The sequence below is a fragment of the Micromonospora sp. NPDC050397 genome (genome assembly GCF_044901685.1).
In the GTDB taxonomy this organism is placed as follows: domain Bacteria; phylum Actinomycetota; class Actinomycetes; order Mycobacteriales; family Micromonosporaceae; genus Micromonospora_G.
On sequence record NZ_JBJDPS010000013.1, the window covers coordinates 123587 to 141355 of the forward strand.

The 17769-nt window shown below is 70.2% G+C and carries 16 protein-coding genes; 4 read left to right on the forward strand and 12 right to left on the reverse strand.

Annotation, left to right across the window (positions count from 1 at the left end):
• Positions 1-26 precede the first annotated feature (26 nt).
• The 4 genes from ACI2K4_RS29485 to ACI2K4_RS29500 are packed head-to-tail and all read left to right on the forward strand — an operon-like array spanning position 27 to position 5641.
• Positions 27-1481, forward strand: coding sequence for a hypothetical protein (locus ACI2K4_RS29485; RefSeq protein WP_404516012.1), 1455 nt, complete (start codon positions 27-29; stop codon positions 1479-1481).
• The gene (locus tag ACI2K4_RS29490; RefSeq protein WP_404516013.1) at positions 1478-3340 is read left to right on the forward strand and encodes a type IV secretory system conjugative DNA transfer family protein; all 1863 of its coding nucleotides are present in this window, start codon (positions 1478-1480) and stop codon (positions 3338-3340) included. Before ACI2K4_RS29485 ends, ACI2K4_RS29490 begins: the two co-directional genes overlap by 4 nt.
• Positions 3337-3549, forward strand: coding sequence for a hypothetical protein (locus ACI2K4_RS29495; protein ID WP_404516014.1), 213 nt, complete (start codon positions 3337-3339; stop codon positions 3547-3549). Before ACI2K4_RS29490 ends, ACI2K4_RS29495 begins: the two co-directional genes overlap by 4 nt.
• The gene (locus ACI2K4_RS29500) at positions 3539-5641 is read left to right on the forward strand and encodes a toprim domain-containing protein (RefSeq protein WP_404516015.1); all 2103 of its coding nucleotides are present in this window, start codon (positions 3539-3541) and stop codon (positions 5639-5641) included. The genes ACI2K4_RS29495 and ACI2K4_RS29500 overlap by 11 nt, the downstream gene beginning before the upstream one ends.
• A 47-nt stretch (positions 5642-5688) precedes the next feature.
• On the opposite strand, the gene ACI2K4_RS29505 is transcribed toward ACI2K4_RS29500, so the two are convergent.
• From ACI2K4_RS29505 to ACI2K4_RS29560, 12 genes are all read right to left on the reverse strand, one after another.
• Entirely contained in the window at positions 5689-7101 is a 1413-nt protein-coding gene (locus tag ACI2K4_RS29505; protein ID WP_404516016.1) for a hypothetical protein, read from the reverse strand.
• The gene (locus tag ACI2K4_RS29510) at positions 7098-7484 is read right to left on the reverse strand and encodes a hypothetical protein (protein WP_404516017.1); all 387 of its coding nucleotides are present in this window, start codon (positions 7482-7484) and stop codon (positions 7098-7100) included. Before ACI2K4_RS29510 ends, ACI2K4_RS29505 begins: the two co-directional genes overlap by 4 nt.
• A 121-nt stretch (positions 7485-7605) precedes the next feature.
• On the reverse strand, positions 7606-8070 hold the full coding sequence (locus ACI2K4_RS29515; protein ID WP_404516018.1) for a DUF4913 domain-containing protein: 465 nt from the start codon (positions 8068-8070) through the stop codon (positions 7606-7608).
• Entirely contained in the window at positions 8067-8993 is a 927-nt protein-coding gene (locus ACI2K4_RS29520; RefSeq protein ID WP_404516019.1) for a hypothetical protein, read from the reverse strand. Before ACI2K4_RS29520 ends, ACI2K4_RS29515 begins: the two co-directional genes overlap by 4 nt.
• A gap of 84 nt (positions 8994-9077) precedes the next feature.
• The gene (locus ACI2K4_RS29525) at positions 9078-10490 is read right to left on the reverse strand and encodes a hypothetical protein (RefSeq protein ID WP_404516020.1); all 1413 of its coding nucleotides are present in this window, start codon (positions 10488-10490) and stop codon (positions 9078-9080) included.
• Between the two features lie 22 nt (positions 10491-10512).
• Positions 10513-10794 (reverse strand): helix-turn-helix domain-containing protein, encoded by a 282-nt coding sequence (locus ACI2K4_RS29530; RefSeq protein ID WP_404516021.1) that lies wholly within the window; start codon positions 10792-10794, stop codon positions 10513-10515.
• 124 nt (positions 10795-10918) lie between these two features.
• On the reverse strand, positions 10919-11629 hold the full coding sequence (locus tag ACI2K4_RS29535; protein ID WP_404516022.1) for a hypothetical protein: 711 nt from the start codon (positions 11627-11629) through the stop codon (positions 10919-10921).
• A gap of 196 nt (positions 11630-11825) precedes the next feature.
• Positions 11826-13565, reverse strand: a complete 1740-nt coding sequence (locus tag ACI2K4_RS29540) for a DUF2637 domain-containing protein (protein WP_404516023.1) — start codon at positions 13563-13565, stop codon at positions 11826-11828.
• Positions 13566-13921: 356 nt separating this feature from the next.
• Entirely contained in the window at positions 13922-14227 is a 306-nt protein-coding gene (locus ACI2K4_RS29545; RefSeq protein ID WP_404516025.1) for a hypothetical protein, read from the reverse strand.
• Between the two features lie 267 nt (positions 14228-14494).
• Complete coding sequence (locus ACI2K4_RS29550) at positions 14495-15730, reverse strand: hypothetical protein (RefSeq protein WP_404516026.1); 1236 nt, start codon at positions 15728-15730, stop codon at positions 14495-14497.
• Positions 15727-16827: a DNA-methyltransferase gene (locus ACI2K4_RS29555; protein ID WP_404516028.1), complete on the reverse strand. Its 1101-nt coding sequence runs from the start codon at positions 16825-16827 to the stop codon at positions 15727-15729. The genes ACI2K4_RS29550 and ACI2K4_RS29555 overlap by 4 nt, the downstream gene beginning before the upstream one ends.
• Positions 16824-17693: a hypothetical protein gene (locus ACI2K4_RS29560; RefSeq protein WP_404516030.1), complete on the reverse strand. Its 870-nt coding sequence runs from the start codon at positions 17691-17693 to the stop codon at positions 16824-16826. The genes ACI2K4_RS29555 and ACI2K4_RS29560 overlap by 4 nt, the downstream gene beginning before the upstream one ends.
• Positions 17694-17769: the final 76 nt, after the last annotated feature.

Genomic DNA, 17769 nt, shown 5'->3' on the forward strand with positions numbered 1-17769 from the left:
CCCCCTTCGTTTCAGGAGCATCACCGATGACGTTTGTCGATATTGACGTGTCCTTGTTCGGCCCCATCGCACCCTCGTGGGGCTGGCGTCGACCGGGTGCAGGCCGGGCCGTACACGTGGCGCCCGGCACCGAGTACCAGGCCACCACCGTGCAGGCCGCCGGCCTGTACCCGTTCACCGCCGGCTCGGGCTCACCCTTGTTGGGGGTGCCAATCGGCCGTCACCAGCTCTGGGGCGAGTCCGTGCTCCTCGACCCGTTCGAGTGGCTGAACGCCGGGCTGATCACCAACACCGGAATGTTCATGCTTGGCCAGCCGGGCGCCGGCAAGTCTGCTCTGGCCAAACGCCTGGTCATGGGAATGGCCGCCACTGGCGCTCAGGTTCTGATTCTGGGCGATACAAAGCCTGACTACTCCAGGGTGGTGCAGCACCTCGACGGCCAGGTCATCCGGGTCGGCAGAGGGATGGACCGCATCAACCCGCTCGACGCCGGTCCGCTCGGTACGGCGCTGTCGAGGATGAGCGGCGCGGACGCCGACCAGCTCCGCCTGGAGGTGCGCGGGCGGCGGCTGACCCTGCTCATCGCCCTGTGCACCCTGGTTCGAGACGGCGGTCGGGTCAGCAACACCGAGGAGGTCGTCCTCGGTCGGGTGGTGGACCTGCTGGCAGAGCGTCGTGTCGTCGACCCGGTGATCCCCGACGTGCTCGCGGTGCTTGACCAAGGGCCGGACACGATCCGCGCTGCGGCGCGAGCCACCTCTCTGGCCGACTACCGCCGCCGCATCGACGACCTCGTCGCCACGCTCCGGCTCCTGTGCGAGGGCACTCTCGCCGGCGTCTTCGACTCCGCCACGTCCACCCCGATCGACTTGTCCGCCAAGGCGGTCAGCATCGACATCTCACGGGTGGCCGCCGCGGGCGACAAGCTCGTCGCCGCCGCGATGCTCTCCACCTGGAGCTACGGGTACGCCGTCATCGACGCCGCCGCCGTGCTCGCCGACCAGGGCCTCGCCCCCAGACGGCGGCACCTCGCGGTGATGGATGAACTGTGGCGGGTACTACGGGGAGCGCCGGGGCTGGTCGAGCCGGCCGACGCGCTCACCCGGCTGTCCCGCAACCTCGGCGTCGCGCAGATCATGCTGACCCACTCCTTGGACGACCTCGACGCGCTCGCCACTGACGAGGACAGAGCCAAGGGCCGGGGTATGGCCGAACGGTGCGCCATCAAGATCCTTGCCGCTCTACCTGGCAGGGAGCTGGACCGGATCGGTCAGATGGTCCGCCTCTCCGGTCCCGAGCGGGAGATGGTCGCCTCCTGGGCCGCCCCGGAAGCCCTGGTACCCGGCGCGACTCATCCCGGCCGGGGGAAGTACCTCGTCAAGACCGGCGAGCGGGCCGGCATGCCGGTCGCGCTGCACCTGGTCGGTGATGAGCTGTCGCTGTACGACACCGACGCGGCGGTGCGGGCAGGTGCCCGATGAGTGGCATCCGCAGTCAGCAACCGATCTACCCGCGCGGTAGCGCGGGCGGATACCCCCTAGCGCCGTGGCTGATCCTGGGTGCCTGCGCCGCCGCAGCAGGATTGGCCTGGTTGGCGTGGCTGGCCGGACGCCTCGGCGCCGTGGTGTCCGGGCGCGCCTGGCACACCGGCCCGCCCTTCGGCTGGGACTTCACAGGCCGGCTACTCGACCGCGACTGGCAGCACCTGTGGCCGGGCGTGCCGCCGCTACTCGTAGCGCTCATCTACGCGCTGCTGCTCGCCGCGATCGTCGTGCCCAGCTTCTGGGGGTGGGCGTGGTGGCAGGCCCGCCGGCCGCAGGCCGGAGACCCGCTGCCGTCCCTCGCCCGCGCCCAGGACGTCGACGAACTCATCGGCGCCACCGCGCTACGGCGAGCACAACGGCTCCGTCCGAGCCTTGCCGGGCATAACCCGAAGCAGGTGCCGGCCGCGGCGCTCGGCATCGCGATCGGACAGCTCGTCACGGGCAACCGTCGACGCGGGCCGGTACTTCGGTCCAGTTGGGAGGACGTCATCCTCGCGGTCATGGCGCCCCGGGCGGGCAAGACGACCAGCCTGGCCGTCCCTCCGATCCTGGACGCGCCGGGGGCGGTGCTCGCCACGAGCAACCGCTCCGACCTGTGGGCCGCGACCGCCCGAGCCCGCCAGCGGCTCGGCCGGGTCTGGCCGTTCGACCCCCAGCGGGTCACCCGCCAGCCCCAAGCCTTCTGGTGGGACCCGCTCGCCACGATCAACGGGGTCGAGGACGCCGCACGACTGGCCGACCACTTCATCCAGGAAATCAGGGGCGTCGGCAGCAGCGACCCGTTCTGGCCACTCGCCGCCGGGGATCTGCTCACCTGCCTCTTCCTGGCCGCCGCCAACTCCGGCGGAACCCTCACCGACGTACAAGCCTGGCTGTCCGACGTGACCAACCGCGAACCGGTCACGCTGCTGCGCGCCGCAGGGTATCCGCAGGCCGCACGATCCCTCGCCGGTCGACAAGGTGGCGCCCCGGAAACCAGAGACGGGGTCTACGAGACCGCTCGCACCGCCGCCCGCTGCCTGTCCGACCCCGACATCATGGCCTGGGTCACCCCACCAGCAAGCAACATCGACAGCCTCGACGTCACCACATTCCCCACCTCCCGCGACACCCTCTACCTGCTCAGCAAGGAAGGCGCCGGAGCTGCGGCACCCCTGGTCGCCGCCCTCACCGACGCCGTGTTCCGTACGGCCGTCGTGCATGCCGAAGCCTCTGGTGGGCGCATCGACCCGCCCGTGCTGGCGGTGCTCGACGAGGCCGCGAACATCTGCAAGATCGCTGACCTTCCGCAGCTCTACAGCCACCTCGGTGGCCGAGGCATCATCCCGATCACGATCATCCAGAACATCGCGCAGGGCCAGGGCGTGTGGGGCGAACGGGGCATGACCGCGCTGTGGAGCGCCGCCACCATCAAACTCATCGGCGCCGGACTCGACGACGCCCGCCACGCCGAAGACGTCTCCCGCCTCATCGGCGACCACGACGTCGCAGTCACCTCGATCAACCGGGACGGCAACGGCCACACCAGCTACTCCACCAGCGCCCAACGGCGACGAATCCTCGAACCAGGCGACCTGCGTGCCCTCAAACGAGGGCGGGCGCTCCTGCTCGCGACCGGCGCCCGAGCCGCCATGATCGACCTGCTGCCGTGGTACAGCGGCGAACACGCCGACATCATCGGCGCCGACACCGCCGCCAGCGTCGAAGCCATCACCCGAACCGCCCGCGCAAACCTCGCCGCCGGCCAAAAGGACACCAACCAGCCGAGCCCGGACGATGGCAGGGACGCGTCATGAGCGACCAATCATCCCGGCTCTCGGCCGACCTGCGCTGGATTGAGGCAATGCTCAACAGCCTCCAACAGCAAATCGACCAACTCGCCGGTGAACTCAGGGCGCTCGACCACCTCGTGCACGCCCACACCCTCGCGTCGCTGGACCGCGATGCTGCCGCGCACACCACTCCCACGCTGGACCGGCACCAGGAGACCGACGATGGCCGCTGAACAACCGGCTCCACCGCCGGAACGCCTGTACGCGGTCAACGCCACCGCGGCCAGCTTCTACGCTAGCCGCCTGCCCACCTCGAAGAAGGCCGCCAGCTACCTGGACAGCCACGGCATCACCGCCGTGACGGACCGGAACGGGCCCTGGCAGGTGGGGTACGCGCCCGGACGGTGGACAGAACTGGCCACCCACCTGCGGGAGGCCGGATTCAACCCGGAGGAGGTGACCGCAGCCGGTCTGGGGTTCATCCACCGCACCAGTAATCACCTCCTTGACCGATTCCGCGACAGGCTCATGTTCCCGGTGACCGATGCCCACAACCGGGTCGTCGGGTTCACGGCTCGCGACCTGACCGGCCGCGCCGAGGCCAGGTGGATGAACAGCCCAGAAACCGCCATCTACCGGAAGCGCCTGCTGCTGTACGGCCTCGGGCAGCAACTCGCACACCGGCCGCCGGGCGTCGGTAACCCTGTCGTTTTCGTCGTGGAGGGTGCCGCCGACGTGCTCGCTGTGCATCACATGGCTGCCGTTCACGAGGCCATCCCGGATACCCAACCGACGTACGCGGTTGCCCCGTGCGGCACCAACCTCACCCGCGAGCAACTCACCCTGCTCCAGGAGCACCTGCCCGGTGCCCACCTCATCTTCGCCTTCGATGGCGACGACGCTGGCCGTCGGGCCGTTGACCGCGCCTACCCGATCGCCGTGAAGTGGTCTGGCGACCTCTCCGGCGCTCGCCTGCCGAAGGGCCAGGATCCGGCCGACCTACTCGCCGCCAAGGGCCCGTCCTCGGCAATCAACGAGATCGTCCGCGTTGTGCAGCCCCTTGCACAGGTCCAGATGACAAACACGATCAGGCGGTTGTTCGACACCAAGAGGATCACCGATCCGGCCCGGTTCGTGGAAGACAGGATCAGCGCCTATCGGGCCATCGCGGAGCTGTTCATCGACGCCCCGCACGCCACCCGAGAGATGGCCGAGGCCGCCGCCGGGCAGCTCGGACTGGACTCCACCGACGTGGTGCGCGGCGTCTTCGAGGCGTGGCAGGCCCGGACGGACACCTCCGGGGGCACCGACCCGCCCCCGGAGGTACCGGCGTCCGCACCTGCCCCCGACGCCGCGCCGGTGCCGGTGCCACCAGCCACTCGATCGACACCCTCTAGTTCGAAGGCACCGGGTGAAACAGCCGCCACCGTATCCGCCGAGGCTCGCAGCATCAGGGGCAGGAGCGTCGACACCACCGCCGTGATCACGCGCCATGACCCGAACAGCGGGATCACGGTCTGGGCGCTCGCGGACGGTATCGGGCGCCACTCCCAAGCCGCGACCGCCGCGCAGATGGCGGCTGACATCGCCGCAACGGTCACCCTGCACTCCACCCCCGCGGCCGGACTACACGCGGCACGGGCCGCCATCAACGCCTTCTACGGCGGAGTCCACCCCAGCCAGGCAGGAGACGCCTCACTGGTCGTCGTCTCGGCGTATCCGGCACCGGAGGCCCGCCACGGCGTACGGTTCGAAATCGCGTGGGCCGGGGACTGCCGCGCCTACACCATCCGCGCCGGCCAGCTCGCCCAGGTCACCGCCGATCACACTGCCGCCCGCCAATGCCGCGACCGAGGAGAGCAGACGCTGCCGGGCAGCATCGCCGATGTCCTGCTCACCTCCAGCGTCCGTGCTGGTGACGTGAGCATTTGTCCGCTCGACGACGGGCCGCTCCTGCTGTGCAACAGCACCCTGCATCGGGCGGTCCCCCCAGGTCAGCTCGGCGCAGAGCTGGCCGGGATGAGCGACGCACAAGCTAGCGCCCATCGACTCATCAGCGCGATCGGATCGCACCACACCGGCAACGGAGCCCTGCTGCTCATCCACGCCCGCTCGGCTCCGCCCGCACTGGTAACTACCACCGGAACGACGCGAACAGCGTCGCCTACCGCCACTGGTTCGGCCGCAGCGCTGGCGAAGACCTCGTTCGCCGGCTCACCGGCTACCGGGGCTGTCGCAGCGGCCACCGGTAGTGGGTCGTCCAGCCTGTCCGGTCGGTCTGGAGCGTCGCCGATGCCACCACGAAGCAGCTCACGTCGACCATGAACAGGACTAGATTCGGCGCGGCTCGAACCGGTGGGCAATGTTCAGCATCACCGGTGGGACCTGTTGCTCCGGCCCGGGTCGGGACGGCGCTGCTGCACTGCCGGGTCGGCCGCTAGGCCCCGGACGCTGTTCGGCTCCATCTCGACAGCCGCAGCGAAAGCAAGCTTGGCCAGACGCGGTGCGACGCGAGGCAGGTGAGGCGGTGCAGAGGCGAGCGCCGAGGCACCGACTTCGCGGAGGGCCAACCTCAGTCGGTAGATCTGCTCGTGGTCGGGAGGGGCAACAGTCCACTTCGTCACTGCGTGGTACACCAGCGATCCGGGAGCGCGTTCCAGAGCCCGGTGACCGGCTACAAAGAAATTGCCCCGCCGCGCGGCTTTCTGTGCCGCCGCGCTCAGCACCTCCGCCACAGACGGCAGCACAGCAGCAAGCCTGTCCATCGCTTCGAGGCGGGCGCCAGTCAGGCTGTGCTGGCTTGGGCGCGGTGTCCCGGGACGGACCCATCGCCCGACGAGTCCCAGTTCACGCGCTACGTCGACGGCTACGCCGTGCGGCGGCGTGCCGTGCAACTGGCTCGCAGCGTGAGCAGCAGCGCTCCAGGATCGCCAGTCCGCCCCGACTGCATTGGGTGTCGCAAGCGCACTAATCGCAAGGCCCACCCGAGTCGCCATGGCCAGGTGTACGGCTCGCACATCGTCACCGTTGCGGTACATCCAGTCCCGTGCGGCGATCAACGCGTTCCGTGCGGTGGCGCCCTCGGTGATTGCCCGTCCGGTTCCCGATACCGGCGGCATCTCAAGCAGATGCAAGAGGGATGGAGCATCGCCTGCTTCGGCTCTCACCTCGCGAATGAGCTGGACGAGCCGGCCACCGCTGGCCCAACGTGCTTCATCCGCCACGGGTGCGTACACGTTGCTCGCCAGACTGTGGCTACTCGATAGCCACTTGGGAAATCCCTCGTCGATGGACAGCATGTCGTGGGTCAGCGCGGCGATGTCGGCCAGGGCGGCTTTCTGTCCAGCTCCTGCGCGAACCGCGATGCCCTCGGGGGTCACCGGCTCTCTCATCGGTGGCGTGTGGCTGGCCAGGATCTCGCCAGCCACCGCAACCGCTTCCGCCGCCCGGTCAAGGTGACGCCCCACCCGGCCGATCGGCGCCACGGTCGGCGCACCTCGTGGGTCGATGCGGGCTGCGGCGGTGAGCCCGAGGTACAGCCGTGTCGCATTATTCCCTGCGTCGATTCGCAAGGCGATGTTCACGGTGTCACGATCGATGTCGGGACGGGCGGGCTGCTCGCCAGTCAACAGTTCCACGAGTTTGGCCAGCCGGCGGTAGACCCTGTGCCGGGCGAAGGCGGTCGCACCGATGTCGTCGAAGGTAACGGCGGGATCGGACCGCAGGTGTGCCTGGGCGCGGGTGAGGTCTTCGTGCGCCCGTCGTAGCCAGTCCCCGTAGGTCACGTCAACCCTCGCACCGCGCTGTCTAGGCGAGCCGCTGTCGCTGCGTAGGCGAAGCGGCGCTGGGCCGGCAGTTCCAGCTGGGCACTCGCCCGGTCGTAACCGCTCGCGAGCACCGCCACGAGACGGATCAGCGCCTGACGCGTCGGGATGGAGGCGATCGAGGGGTGCGTGGCGTCGACGGCGATCGGCGTCGGTTCGGGGTACAGCTCGGTGAGTGCGGCGAGCAACTCGGAGCCAAGCAAGGCCCACTCCCGACTCGGTACGTCCGGAGAGCCGAGGCCCAGGCAGGCCAGTCGCAGGCTGGCCTGAGCTTCGGTTTCGTCCTCGACTCCACGGGCTTCCAGACGGGTGGTGGCTCGCTGTAACGCGGTGACGTAGTTCATCCCCGAATCCTTTCGGCATACCCGGACGGCGTCCATCAGACCAGCGAAGACCTGTGGATAACCGGCGACATCTGCGACCGGCTTATAGCGGTCAGGAAGCGAATGGCCCTCCCCCGGCTCATCAGTCCCACCAGCCGTCAGGGGCGGGCTCAGCGGTTGCGGGTGAGAGCTCGGTGTGGCGGGCGGCCCGGTCGTCGTCGGCCGCCCGGCACTGACGGAAGGGCCCGTCGTCACCGAGCAGCTCGTGGATGTGCCGGTCGACTTCGACCGACCAGCCCGACATGCCGGTGGCCGCGAGACGGCTGACCTCCCAGGAACGCCAGAGCAGTTCCAGGCGCCAGATCGCCTCAGCGTGGCGCCACCACTGCGGGCACCAGTGCCAGCGTTGACCATCGACACGCCATGCGAACATCGGCAAGAACAGGCCGACGGTCCAGGCTTCGACCGTCGGGAATCGCAGCGTCGGCGGCGCGTCCGTGGTCGCGGCGGGTGCCTGGTGATCGAGACGTTGGGTGAGTTCGGCGACCTGGCCCTGCAAGGCGGCGACCATACCGGCCAGGTCCTCATCGCGGCTGCGGCCGGTCACCTGGTCCTCCTCTGGGTGGGGTGTGCGGTTGAGGTACGGGCTGGCATGGCGGCTGGGTGAGCGGTGATGGCCCGTAGCGCGGGAAGCGCGAAGGACTCGGCGGCCAGCCGCGCCGCTTCGGACGGCGGTACGGCCGTGGCGAGCGCGGCGGCGTCTGCGGCGGCGTCGCCAGCGCGGCCTGCTGCGGCGGTGGCACCGGCGCGGGCGGCCTGGTGCTCATCGAGCACGGTGGCGGGGTTGTCAGGTGTGCCTGCGGTGGTGGCCACTGAGCGCTGCTCAGCCTCGGCACGGTCGAGGAGGCTCTCGATGTGTGCGAGGGACTGCGCGGACCAGCCGGTGTCTTCGAGGTTGCGTAGCAACCGGGCCCTGCCGATCGGGTCCAGCGTGCCCGCCAGTCGACTGATCTCCTGGTCGAGTTCCTCGCCGACCTGGGTAAGCGCGCCGGCGGTGGGTGGCCGCCCGCTGTGAGGGCGGGCCGGGCCGGCACCGGACCAGACGCCGCGGGCGGCGTTGGCCATCGCCTCCTGGCGTGACAGGCCGGTGTCGCGCCCGAGGTGGTAGAAGTCGATCAGGCTGGGGGCACGGCGCCGCAACTCGTCCTCTGCTGCGGCCAGTACGGTGGCGGCGGTGGAGTTGCTGTCGGCGTGCTGGGCGGCCTGCCCCCAGTGCCGTGCCACCTCTTGGAACGGCAGATCCGCGAGGTAGTCGCGGAGCTGGCCGTCATTCGCGGCGAAACGCGCCCATTCTCGGGTTCGCCGAGAAGTCTCCGCTGCTGCGACCCGTTCGGCCTTCCGATCGGCCCGCTCACGGCGGGCCTCGTCGCGAAGCTCCTGTTCGGCTCGATTGGCTTTGCTTCGGGCGTTCTCGGCGGCCAGCCGCGATCCGGCTTCGACGAGTACGCCGAGGGCCATGACGCGTTCCATCGCGCGCTGGGTGCCCTCTGCCCAGGGATCGTGATGTTCGGGTTCCATATCCGTGACGCTGGTGGGCGGGGGTTTCCGGCGGCGCTACCGGGAACGGCTACGGGTGGGTTGCCGGCTCGTCTTTGGCGGGGTTACGGGTGACGGTCGCGGGGGTGCCGGTGGAACCGGCGGCCGGCGGTGGTCGCGGGCGGTGGCGTGCAGGTAAGCGGCGGCGGTGGAGGCAGCGGCGGCTTGGGCTCGTCGTTGCTGGGCTTGTCGAAGGGTGGCGAGGTTATCGGCGAAGCCGGCCAGGAGGTACAGCAGTTGCACGGCGGCGGCGCTTTTGCGGTCGTTGCTGAGGTAGCCCATCAGCCCGACCAGCCGGGCGAGGGACCGTAGGCGGATCGCGCGGGCGTCCGGGGCTGGTGGTCGGGCTCGATGTCGTCCGCCGATCGCGCGGTGCAGAAGTTCCGCGGCGTCCGTGAGGCGCTGCGCCCGCGGTTCCGGGAAGGCGGCGGCGGTGGTGGTGAGGAGGTCGGCGACTGCGTGGGCGGACTGGGCTGACAGCGGTTCCGGGGACCGGGTGAGGTCGTTGGTGGCGTTGGCGACCGCGTCGCCCGCCTGCTGCCAGAGGCGCTGGTCCTGCTCCGGGGTGGTCGGCACGGGTGTCTCGGGGGTTCGGGGTGTCTGCGCCCAGCGGCCGCGTAGGTGCGGCAGGCTCAGTTCGGGAGCGAGTTGACCGCCGCCGAACCAGGGCTGTTGATCGCTGCCGGCCGAGGTGGGGTGGCTGACGGCGTAGCCGGTGACGCTGTTGTCGGCGCGGCTGCGCCGCAGCCGTACGCGTAGTCCGGCGGCCCGTAGCCGATGGAGGAAATCGTCCTCGTCGCTGGCGACGATGGCGGCAGCTCGGACCTGGCGACGCAGCCGCTCCCGAACGGATGGCGGCGTGGAGCGCGGAGTCGGCGCGGCGTGTGGTGTGCTGGGCGGCGTCGAGCCCGGTTCCGGTGGGGGCGGTGCGAGCCCGAACCGGCGTTCGAGGTTGCGGGTGGCGTTCACGCAGCGGCGCCGGCCGTCGCGGGCCGGCTCGGTCCGTCCGTCCTGGCGTACGAGGGTTGCGACGATGTCGATCCGGGCGTCTCCGTGTGCTACTGCAATCCACCGCACGCCGTGACGGTCGCCGTGGGGCGCCAGGCCCGCCTCATCGAGGAGGTCCCTGACGGCGGCGGCCCACTCCCCCGTGGTGAGCCGCCGTTCGGCGGGGTCGAGTTCGAGCGTGCACCGCCAGACGGGTCGGGGCGGCGGCGTGTTGACGTCCCTCAGTGGTTCGGCGAGCATCGTGGCCAGGCGCCCGGTGTCGTAGCCGCCGGGTCGGGCTGTCGCTTCCAGGTCGGACAGCTCACCGCTGCCTTCCCAGGCGGCGATCAACTGGGGTACCAGGTCGGTCACGTCGCGGGCGGCGTAAGCGCGGCGGATCGCGGCGCCGACGAAAGTGCCGCGGGCATGCACTTGGGTGATCATCGGATGGTCCGAGTCGGCCTGGCTAGTCGACGTCGAGGAGTTTGAGCAGGGCCGGAACGCTGACCAGGTAGCGCCGGCCGATGCGCAGGATCCGCACCGGGAACTCACCGCTTTTGGCCAGTTCGTACGCCTTGGTTCGGCCGATGCCGAGGATCTCCCCGGCGGTTTCGACGTCGGTGGTCATGCCGAGGGCACGCACCGCCTGTTCCGTCCAGACCCGGGAGTCAGGGGTGGCCGCGGTGGTGGTCGTCGTCATCGGTGGTTCCTCCCGCTGCTGTCTGGTGCCGACCTGTGGGTCGGCCATACAGCGACGGTGCCAATGGCGGGGTGGCGCCGGGGCTACCCGAAGCGGTCTCGCTGCTAGGTGTAGCCGCAGCAGGACCGGGGGTTGGGGACGAGGGGATACGGCGGCGCTACGGGTAGCGGGTTCAGCCTTCGGTGCCCGGTTGCGTGTCCTGCTTGGGCCTGCCCGGACTCGACGCCGAGCCGGTTCGTTTGTTGATCCAGGTCTCGACCCGGTGGCGCTTCCACGAGCGGATGACCCCGCGACGGCCGGGCTCCTCCTCGTCGGGTTTGGGCAGGTAGCCGTCGCGCCCTTCCAGCCAGGCCGGGGTGCTCTTTTCCACGTACTTCGACCAGGTGCCGGCAGTGACTCTGATGGTCGTCCGGAAGTCCTTGGCGGGGATCAGTTCGTCCGGGTCGCCCTCCAGCGTGACCGTGTGGACCCGGGCGCGGCGGGCGTCCTGCTTGGGCTTGAAGTACGAGATGTTGAAGGCGTCGAGATCGTCGAGCGCGTGCCACTCCTGGCCATCCGCGATATCGACAGACTCGCGCCAGCCGGTCGCGGCACGTTGCTTGGGCGAGGCGACCCGGTTGATGGTTTCCAGGCTGCGGTCCAGGTACTCGGCAGCGCCGCGGCGGTTCGTGCAGAGGCGGCCTTTGACCACCCGTAGCTCCACGATCCCCCCTGATATCCCGCGTCCGCCGGATGTCTGACCGCCCGCCGGTTTACCTGTTCCGCTTCCGCTTCCGCTCGCCGCGGTCGACCGGCTTGCGGCACGAATGAAGGTCACTGTACCGGCAGCAACCTCGCAGGATGCTTCCGCCGCTTCGAGCGGGAACACGTCGATGGGCGTCATGAGTGGCCCTTCCGTGTCTGGGGTCCGGCGGGATTGCTCGAAGTGTCAGCAGGGCAGGATGCGTTGGCTGTCTGGTCCGAGCCTTCGGGACGCGCGTAGCCGGCATCCGTCATGCGGTGGCGACTCCATCAGCCGGATACAGCGCGCCTCCCGGTCTGCCGAGAACCGGGAGGCGCGCTGGTGCGTTGCTGTTCGGTCAGGCGCTGACCGTGGCAGGTTCCCGCCGCGACGCGGCCGAGAGCACGGTCCTGACGGTCCGATCGGTGACCCCCGCCAGGCTCGCGATGTCCTGCTGCTTCGCGTTCGGGTGGTCGCGCTGTGCTTCGAGCACCGCCAGGACGGTGGCCGGGCTGATCCGCTCAACCTCTGGCAGCGGCTGCCCCTCGAACATCAACGGCTCACCCGCTGGCGTGGTCGACGCCTTCCGCTGACGGCGCGGCGACATCCGCTCAACGAGCTGCCGAAGCTGCTCTTCCACGCTTTCGCGGCGCTGCTGCTCGTCGGCGAGGGCACGCTCAGCGCTTGCTGCCCGCACCTCCAGATCCTGCCGGCGCCGCGCCTGCTCGGTGGCCTTGCGGCGGGAGTCGGCAGCCGCCGCTTCCGCCTGCTCGCCCCGTCGCCGCCATTCCTGCGCTTCCGCTGCCGCCTGTCCATGACCGCGTGCCGTCCGTTCCGCTTCCGCTCGGGCCTGCGCTGCCGCCTCCTCGGCTTCCGCCCGCCGGGCCGCTTCATGTTCCGCCTGTGCTTCCGCTTCCGCTCGCCGCCTTGCTTCCGCCTCCGCAGTCAGTCGAGCCGCCCGGGTTTCCGCTTCCGCCTCCGCACGGCTCGTCGTTTCCGCCGCCGCACGTGCTTCCGCCTCCTCCAGTGCCGCACGGGCAGCGCGGGCAGCGTCCTGCGCCGCCTCCGCTTCCTTGTGCGCCTGCCACGGCAGCGCCGGTGACGGTACCGGCGTGCCGGTCTGCGCGAGATGGAGCAGCGCCCCGAGCGCGGGACCGGCCTGTCCTTTACGGGCGGCCTTCCGGGCGACGGTGCGCGCCCGCTTGCTGACCTCGGCAGCGATGGCTTGTCGGCGCTTGCGTTCCTCCTCGGCGGCAGCCAGCCGGAGGCGCTCCGCGCGGGCGGCCTCGGCACGCGCGACCAGGGCAGCCGCGCCAGGGTTGAGCCGGTCGAGCACGTCAAGCTTCCAGGCAGCGAAGGTAGAGCGCGGGGCCACCAACCACCGTCGCCATCCGAACCGCTCCGGTGGAGGCGGAAGCATCCCCCGGTCCCGCAGCGCGGGCCGGTGCTTCGCCCCGCTGCGGACCTCGTAGACGATGATCCCGAGCGCCGACAGGAACGACAGCCCGATCGCCTTGATCGGGTCGGCGTGATGGCCTATGGCGTTGATCGCCACCGCCGCAGCCGTACAGATCCAGATCAACGACCGGGCAGCGAGCGCACGTTCACCTGCCAGGCGCTGCTGCTGGGCGGTGAGCGCCATCGCGAGACCGGTGCCCTCGATCGCGATCGCGGCCACCACCCCGATGGGGGTGGGCAGACCGTTGGCCCTGGCAGCATCGACCTGGCCATACACGGCGCCGGCCACGGCCAGGCCGTAGATCAGGCCGGAGTAGACCGCAGCGGCGTTGCTCCGCACGTACTCCACCCGGCGCGCGTACCAGGCCGCCGTCTCCTGCCGGCGAGCCTGGCGTCGCTTGCGCCTCGTCTCCCGCGCGGCTTCCTGCTCCAGTCGTCGACGCTCGGCGCGGGCCGCGTTCTGCTGCTCACGCTGGTCATCCAGGCGCAAGCGCCCCTCCTGCACGCGCAGTTTCCGATCCGCCGCCGCGTCCTCGTTACGGATCCGCTGCTCATCGCCCAAGCGGTCCCGCTGCGCCGTAGCCAGCTCGCGGGCCACTCGCCGGTCGCTCCGGGCCAGGTCAGTCAGGTCAGCACTCATGCCGCCAGACCTCCCATCGGGAACTGCTCGCGCACCAGTTCTACCGGGAGCAGTCGGATCGAGGCGGTAGGGAGCAGCGGCGGTGCCGGCGTAGGGCGGGCCGTAAGGTCTGTCATCGGTCGGACCTCCGTTGTCCGATCAAGGTTCCGGCCGGCGGGTTGCCTCCACCGGCCGGAACCGCTGCGTCTACGGGTCGGATGAGGCTCCACCAGTCGGTGATCATCCGGCCCATCGTGGGAGTTACGGGTTATCGGCAGCGCTACGGGTAACGCGCCCGGTGTACGGTTGCCGGCTCGCCGCGCCTCCATAGCCGAGCGGTAGCTCGTCACGGCGGACGGCCGGGGCCACGCCGCCGCTCAGCGTTCCGGCGGCTGGGCGGGTTCGCGGCGGATCGGCGCGGCGAACGCCTTCAGGCAGTACCCGGAGGAGTGTGTTCGCCAGGTGCTGTCGTCGGCGCCGTCGGCGTAGAGCAGGTGCCCGGCGGCCCGGCGGATGTCGAGCCGGTATCCGGCGGCATGCAACTCGGCGGCAGCGGCAGCGCGGCTGATGACGTGCCAACCGAGCCCGCTCAGCACCGCTTCCACGTCCTCGGCCGTACGTTCTGCGAAGGGATGCCCTTCCGGTAGCGGCTCCGGCGTGGTCGCCTCCAACAACCTGAACACGCGACCAGCGATCGGGCCGTTGTCGTGATGAGGGCGAATGCTGATCAGGCCAGCCGCCCCGGTCGACAGGTGCAACCACCTCTCCGATGCCGGTGGTGGAGTGCCCGTCACCGGGCAACCAGCGAGCGGGCCGCCGACGGCGGGGTCCGCCCTGTGGCGATGGGCAGCAGGGATGGATCGCGTTGCCATGAAGCACTCCCAGGGGTTTGACGTCGGGCACCGGTAAGCGTTCGGCCAAACCGATCACAACTTGTAATCATACCGCATTCAGTCGGATTGGGTGGGCGCGTCATCGAACAGCGTGAGTTGATCGGGATGCTGCGGGCGGATGCGGAGACGCCGGGTCGAGTCGGTGCGGCGCCTGCTCCTCACGGTGACACCGGTCCGGTCGGCCGGCGGGCCGGTCAGTGGTGCGGAGCGGTCGGGCTCGGTGCGTGCGGCGTAGCGGAGGGCGTCCATCACCTCCTCGCGGTACGACAAGGCGTAGCGGAAGCAGTTGCGGCAGTCGGTGGGTGCCCGGTGGCCGGTCAGGGGGTCCGGGCGGCTCAGGTGGGTGCACCCTGGCAGGCGGATGTTCTCGTGCCGGGCGGTCGCGGACCAGGCTTGGCTATCCGAGCTGGCGAGCAGCGGGCCGACGAGGCGTAGCGCGTTGATCGATACGCCGAAGCCGTGCATCCTCATGCCCAGTGGAGCCAGAGTGCCCAAGACGCGGGCAACGTCCCGTTGGGAGCCGCGCCGGCACAGGCTGCCGACGCCGACCCGCATCCCCCTCAGGTCGATTCCTGCGGCCTGGTACATGCGGTAGTGCTCGATGTACTCCCACCGGTGCCAGCCCTGCAACGTCGGCAGCCACGGTATGTGCGGAAACTCCTCGGCCAGGTACAGGTAGTTGGTCAGGGTGGCTTCCTGGTGCTGGCGCACCGTGGCACCGGTCCGGCGCAAGCATTGCGGCTCGCATGGCCAGTCCTGGATGCCGACAATGTCCGGCGGCCCAACGTCTTCCTGGAAGCGGGTCCACATGGCCCCGTACTCCTCCGGGTGCAGGAACCAGGGGTGACCGTCCGGGTCGGCTCGCAGGATCAGGGCCGCGTAGGCGCCAGAGTCGCCGGCCCACGGCGCCTCGTTCATTCGCACCGGGAAGTCGTCGCCGCGCCGCCGGTAGCGGGCCAGGGTGGTCGCGGAGATGAACAGCGGTACCGGGGATTCGTTCAAGCGGTTGGGGTGTCCGACACCGAGATAGAAGACGGTCCGGCGGGCGGCATCGGGATGGAACTCGCTGATGGTCCAGGGCGTCACCGGCCCCCAAGGGGTGTCCCAACGGTCCGGGCCGAGGCCGAACCGGGCGACGTGCGCCTCCCAGCGGGCGCGGCGTTCCTCCACTGTGGGTCGCGGTGGCCACTGCGTCAGGTCTCGCTCGTGCAGCGACGCCAGCGGGTCTGCGGCCGGTTGAGGGACGAGGCCGCAGGAGGTGTCGTTGGCGAGGGTGATCGCGTCGGTGGTCATGCCGGCGCTCCGGTCGGGGTGTCAAAGAGCGCAAGTTGCTCGATCTCCGGGCGGATGGCCGGGATGACCTCGGCGAGGATGCGCGCCATGGTGAAGCGCAGGCTCTCGATGTTCAGGTCCCCGCCGTAGAAGCGTCGCCCGTCCTGGAGGGCGGCGATGGCGGTGGTTCCCGAGCCGAGGAACGGGTCGGCTACCAGGTCTTCGGGGTCGGTCGTGGCGCGGATCAGCCGGGACACCAGCGTCGGGTGCAGCGCGTTGTCGTAGCGCAGGAGGTTCCGGCGACGCTGCTCGGGAATGTCGGTCCACAGGTCGGCCGCGTAGATGTGGCCGGTGCGGCCTCGGGGCATCTCCGGTGGTAGGTGGAATACCCGGTCGGGTGTGTTGAGCGGCCCCTTGGTCAGCAGCGTCACCCGGTGGTGCTGGTGGACGAAGCGGCGGCGTGTGTAGAGACCGAAGCGTCGCGCGATTGCGATGGAGTTGACGTAGGTCAGCCCTGCGTCCTCTGCCGTCACCTGGACCCGGGCGGCCTGCTGGGCGCCGGTGACCACGGCGAGGTAGCCGCCGGGGCGAAGCGCCACGCTGGCCGCCGTGATCCACTCGGCGGTGAACTCCGCGTACTCGGCCGGGTCAACGTCCACGTAGCCCGCGACCACCTGGGAGTGGTCCCGGCCGTAGGTGCGCCGGTAAGCCGACCGGTGGTCGCCCCGGCCCAGTGCCCAGGGCGGGTCCGCGACGACCAGGTCGATCGGCTCGTCCGCCTGAGCGAGCACGGTGGCCGCCGCGCCGAGAACCAGCTCGACGCCCGACGGATCGCCCGGCAGCCAGATCAGCAGCGCCCGGCGCGGCCTGGCGGTAGAGCCCTCGATCAGCCAGGCGGCCTTCCCCGTGCCGGCGGGCCGCGCCTGGCCCTGCCGCTTGAGGGTTTGCAGCGCCGACCGCAGCCGCCTCTTGAACTGGGCCTGCCCGTCCTGGATAATCCACCGCCCGCCGTTCCGGTCCGCCAGTCCGGCCTGCTCAGCCAGCCGGTACAACTCGGGAAGGCTGTAGCAGCCGCGTTCCAGGGTGAGGAGCAGGTCCGCCTCGGTGCGCAGGTTCACAGGATCACCGCCGGGTCCGTGGCGAGCGGGTAGGGCAGTTCGGTCAGCCCGATCGGGCAGCGTCGCCGCCATCCCCGGTCCCCGACCGGCCAGGCGAAGCGATGGCAGCCGCAGTGGCGAACCCGCCGCGCGCCGATCTGGACCAGGGCAAGCTCCAGCCATTCCGCTGGGGTCAGGTCGTATCCCGCCCGCGCGTACTCGGTTACCGTTTCCGGCAAGGGTCGAGCGCCCAGCGCCGTCAGGCGAGCCCGTACACCCTGCGCCCCGCGTTCCTCGGCGCGCACCTTCTGCGCGGCCCTGGCCGGCAATACCGTGCCGTCCGGCAAAATCGTGATCGTCCTGGCGGTCCCCCGCCCCAGGTACCGTCCGCGAGTTACGCGGTAGATGTGCCCAACGTGCCCAGGCATGAGCAGTTCGCCGCCGAGGATTCGAGGCATCGGGTCGGAGAAGGCGACCAGTCCTCGGAGGCCGTGCCCGGCGGCGAGGCGGAACAGTTGCCCTAGGAGCCAGCTCTCCGCGTTGGACGGCACGACATCGAGCAAGATCAAACGAGAGATTTCCGCAGCCCGGTCAGCACCGAGGGTCGGGAACGGCTTGGTCAGCACGGCCGGGTGCATCGGCACGCCGAGCACGACCGCCCCGACCAAGTGCCCCCGTTCCAGCAGCCCAAATGACATTTTGGAAGCCGGGAAACTCCTGCTGTAGTGGTGCGCCTCGACAAAACGGCGGATCGGGGCTTCCGGCATCTGCATCAGGCGGTAGCGGCGGCGGTCGAAGCCGCCTTCGTGCACCGGCCGCCAGGTGTGCTTCCCGCCGCGCCAACGCTGGCAGAAGGCAGGGTCGAACAAGGAAAGTTGCTCAAGCATGGTTTCCACCCACGGGTTTTCGAGGGGCGCAGGGGATGTCCGTTGCCACGCCGGCAGGTCAACCGGAAGCCGGCGG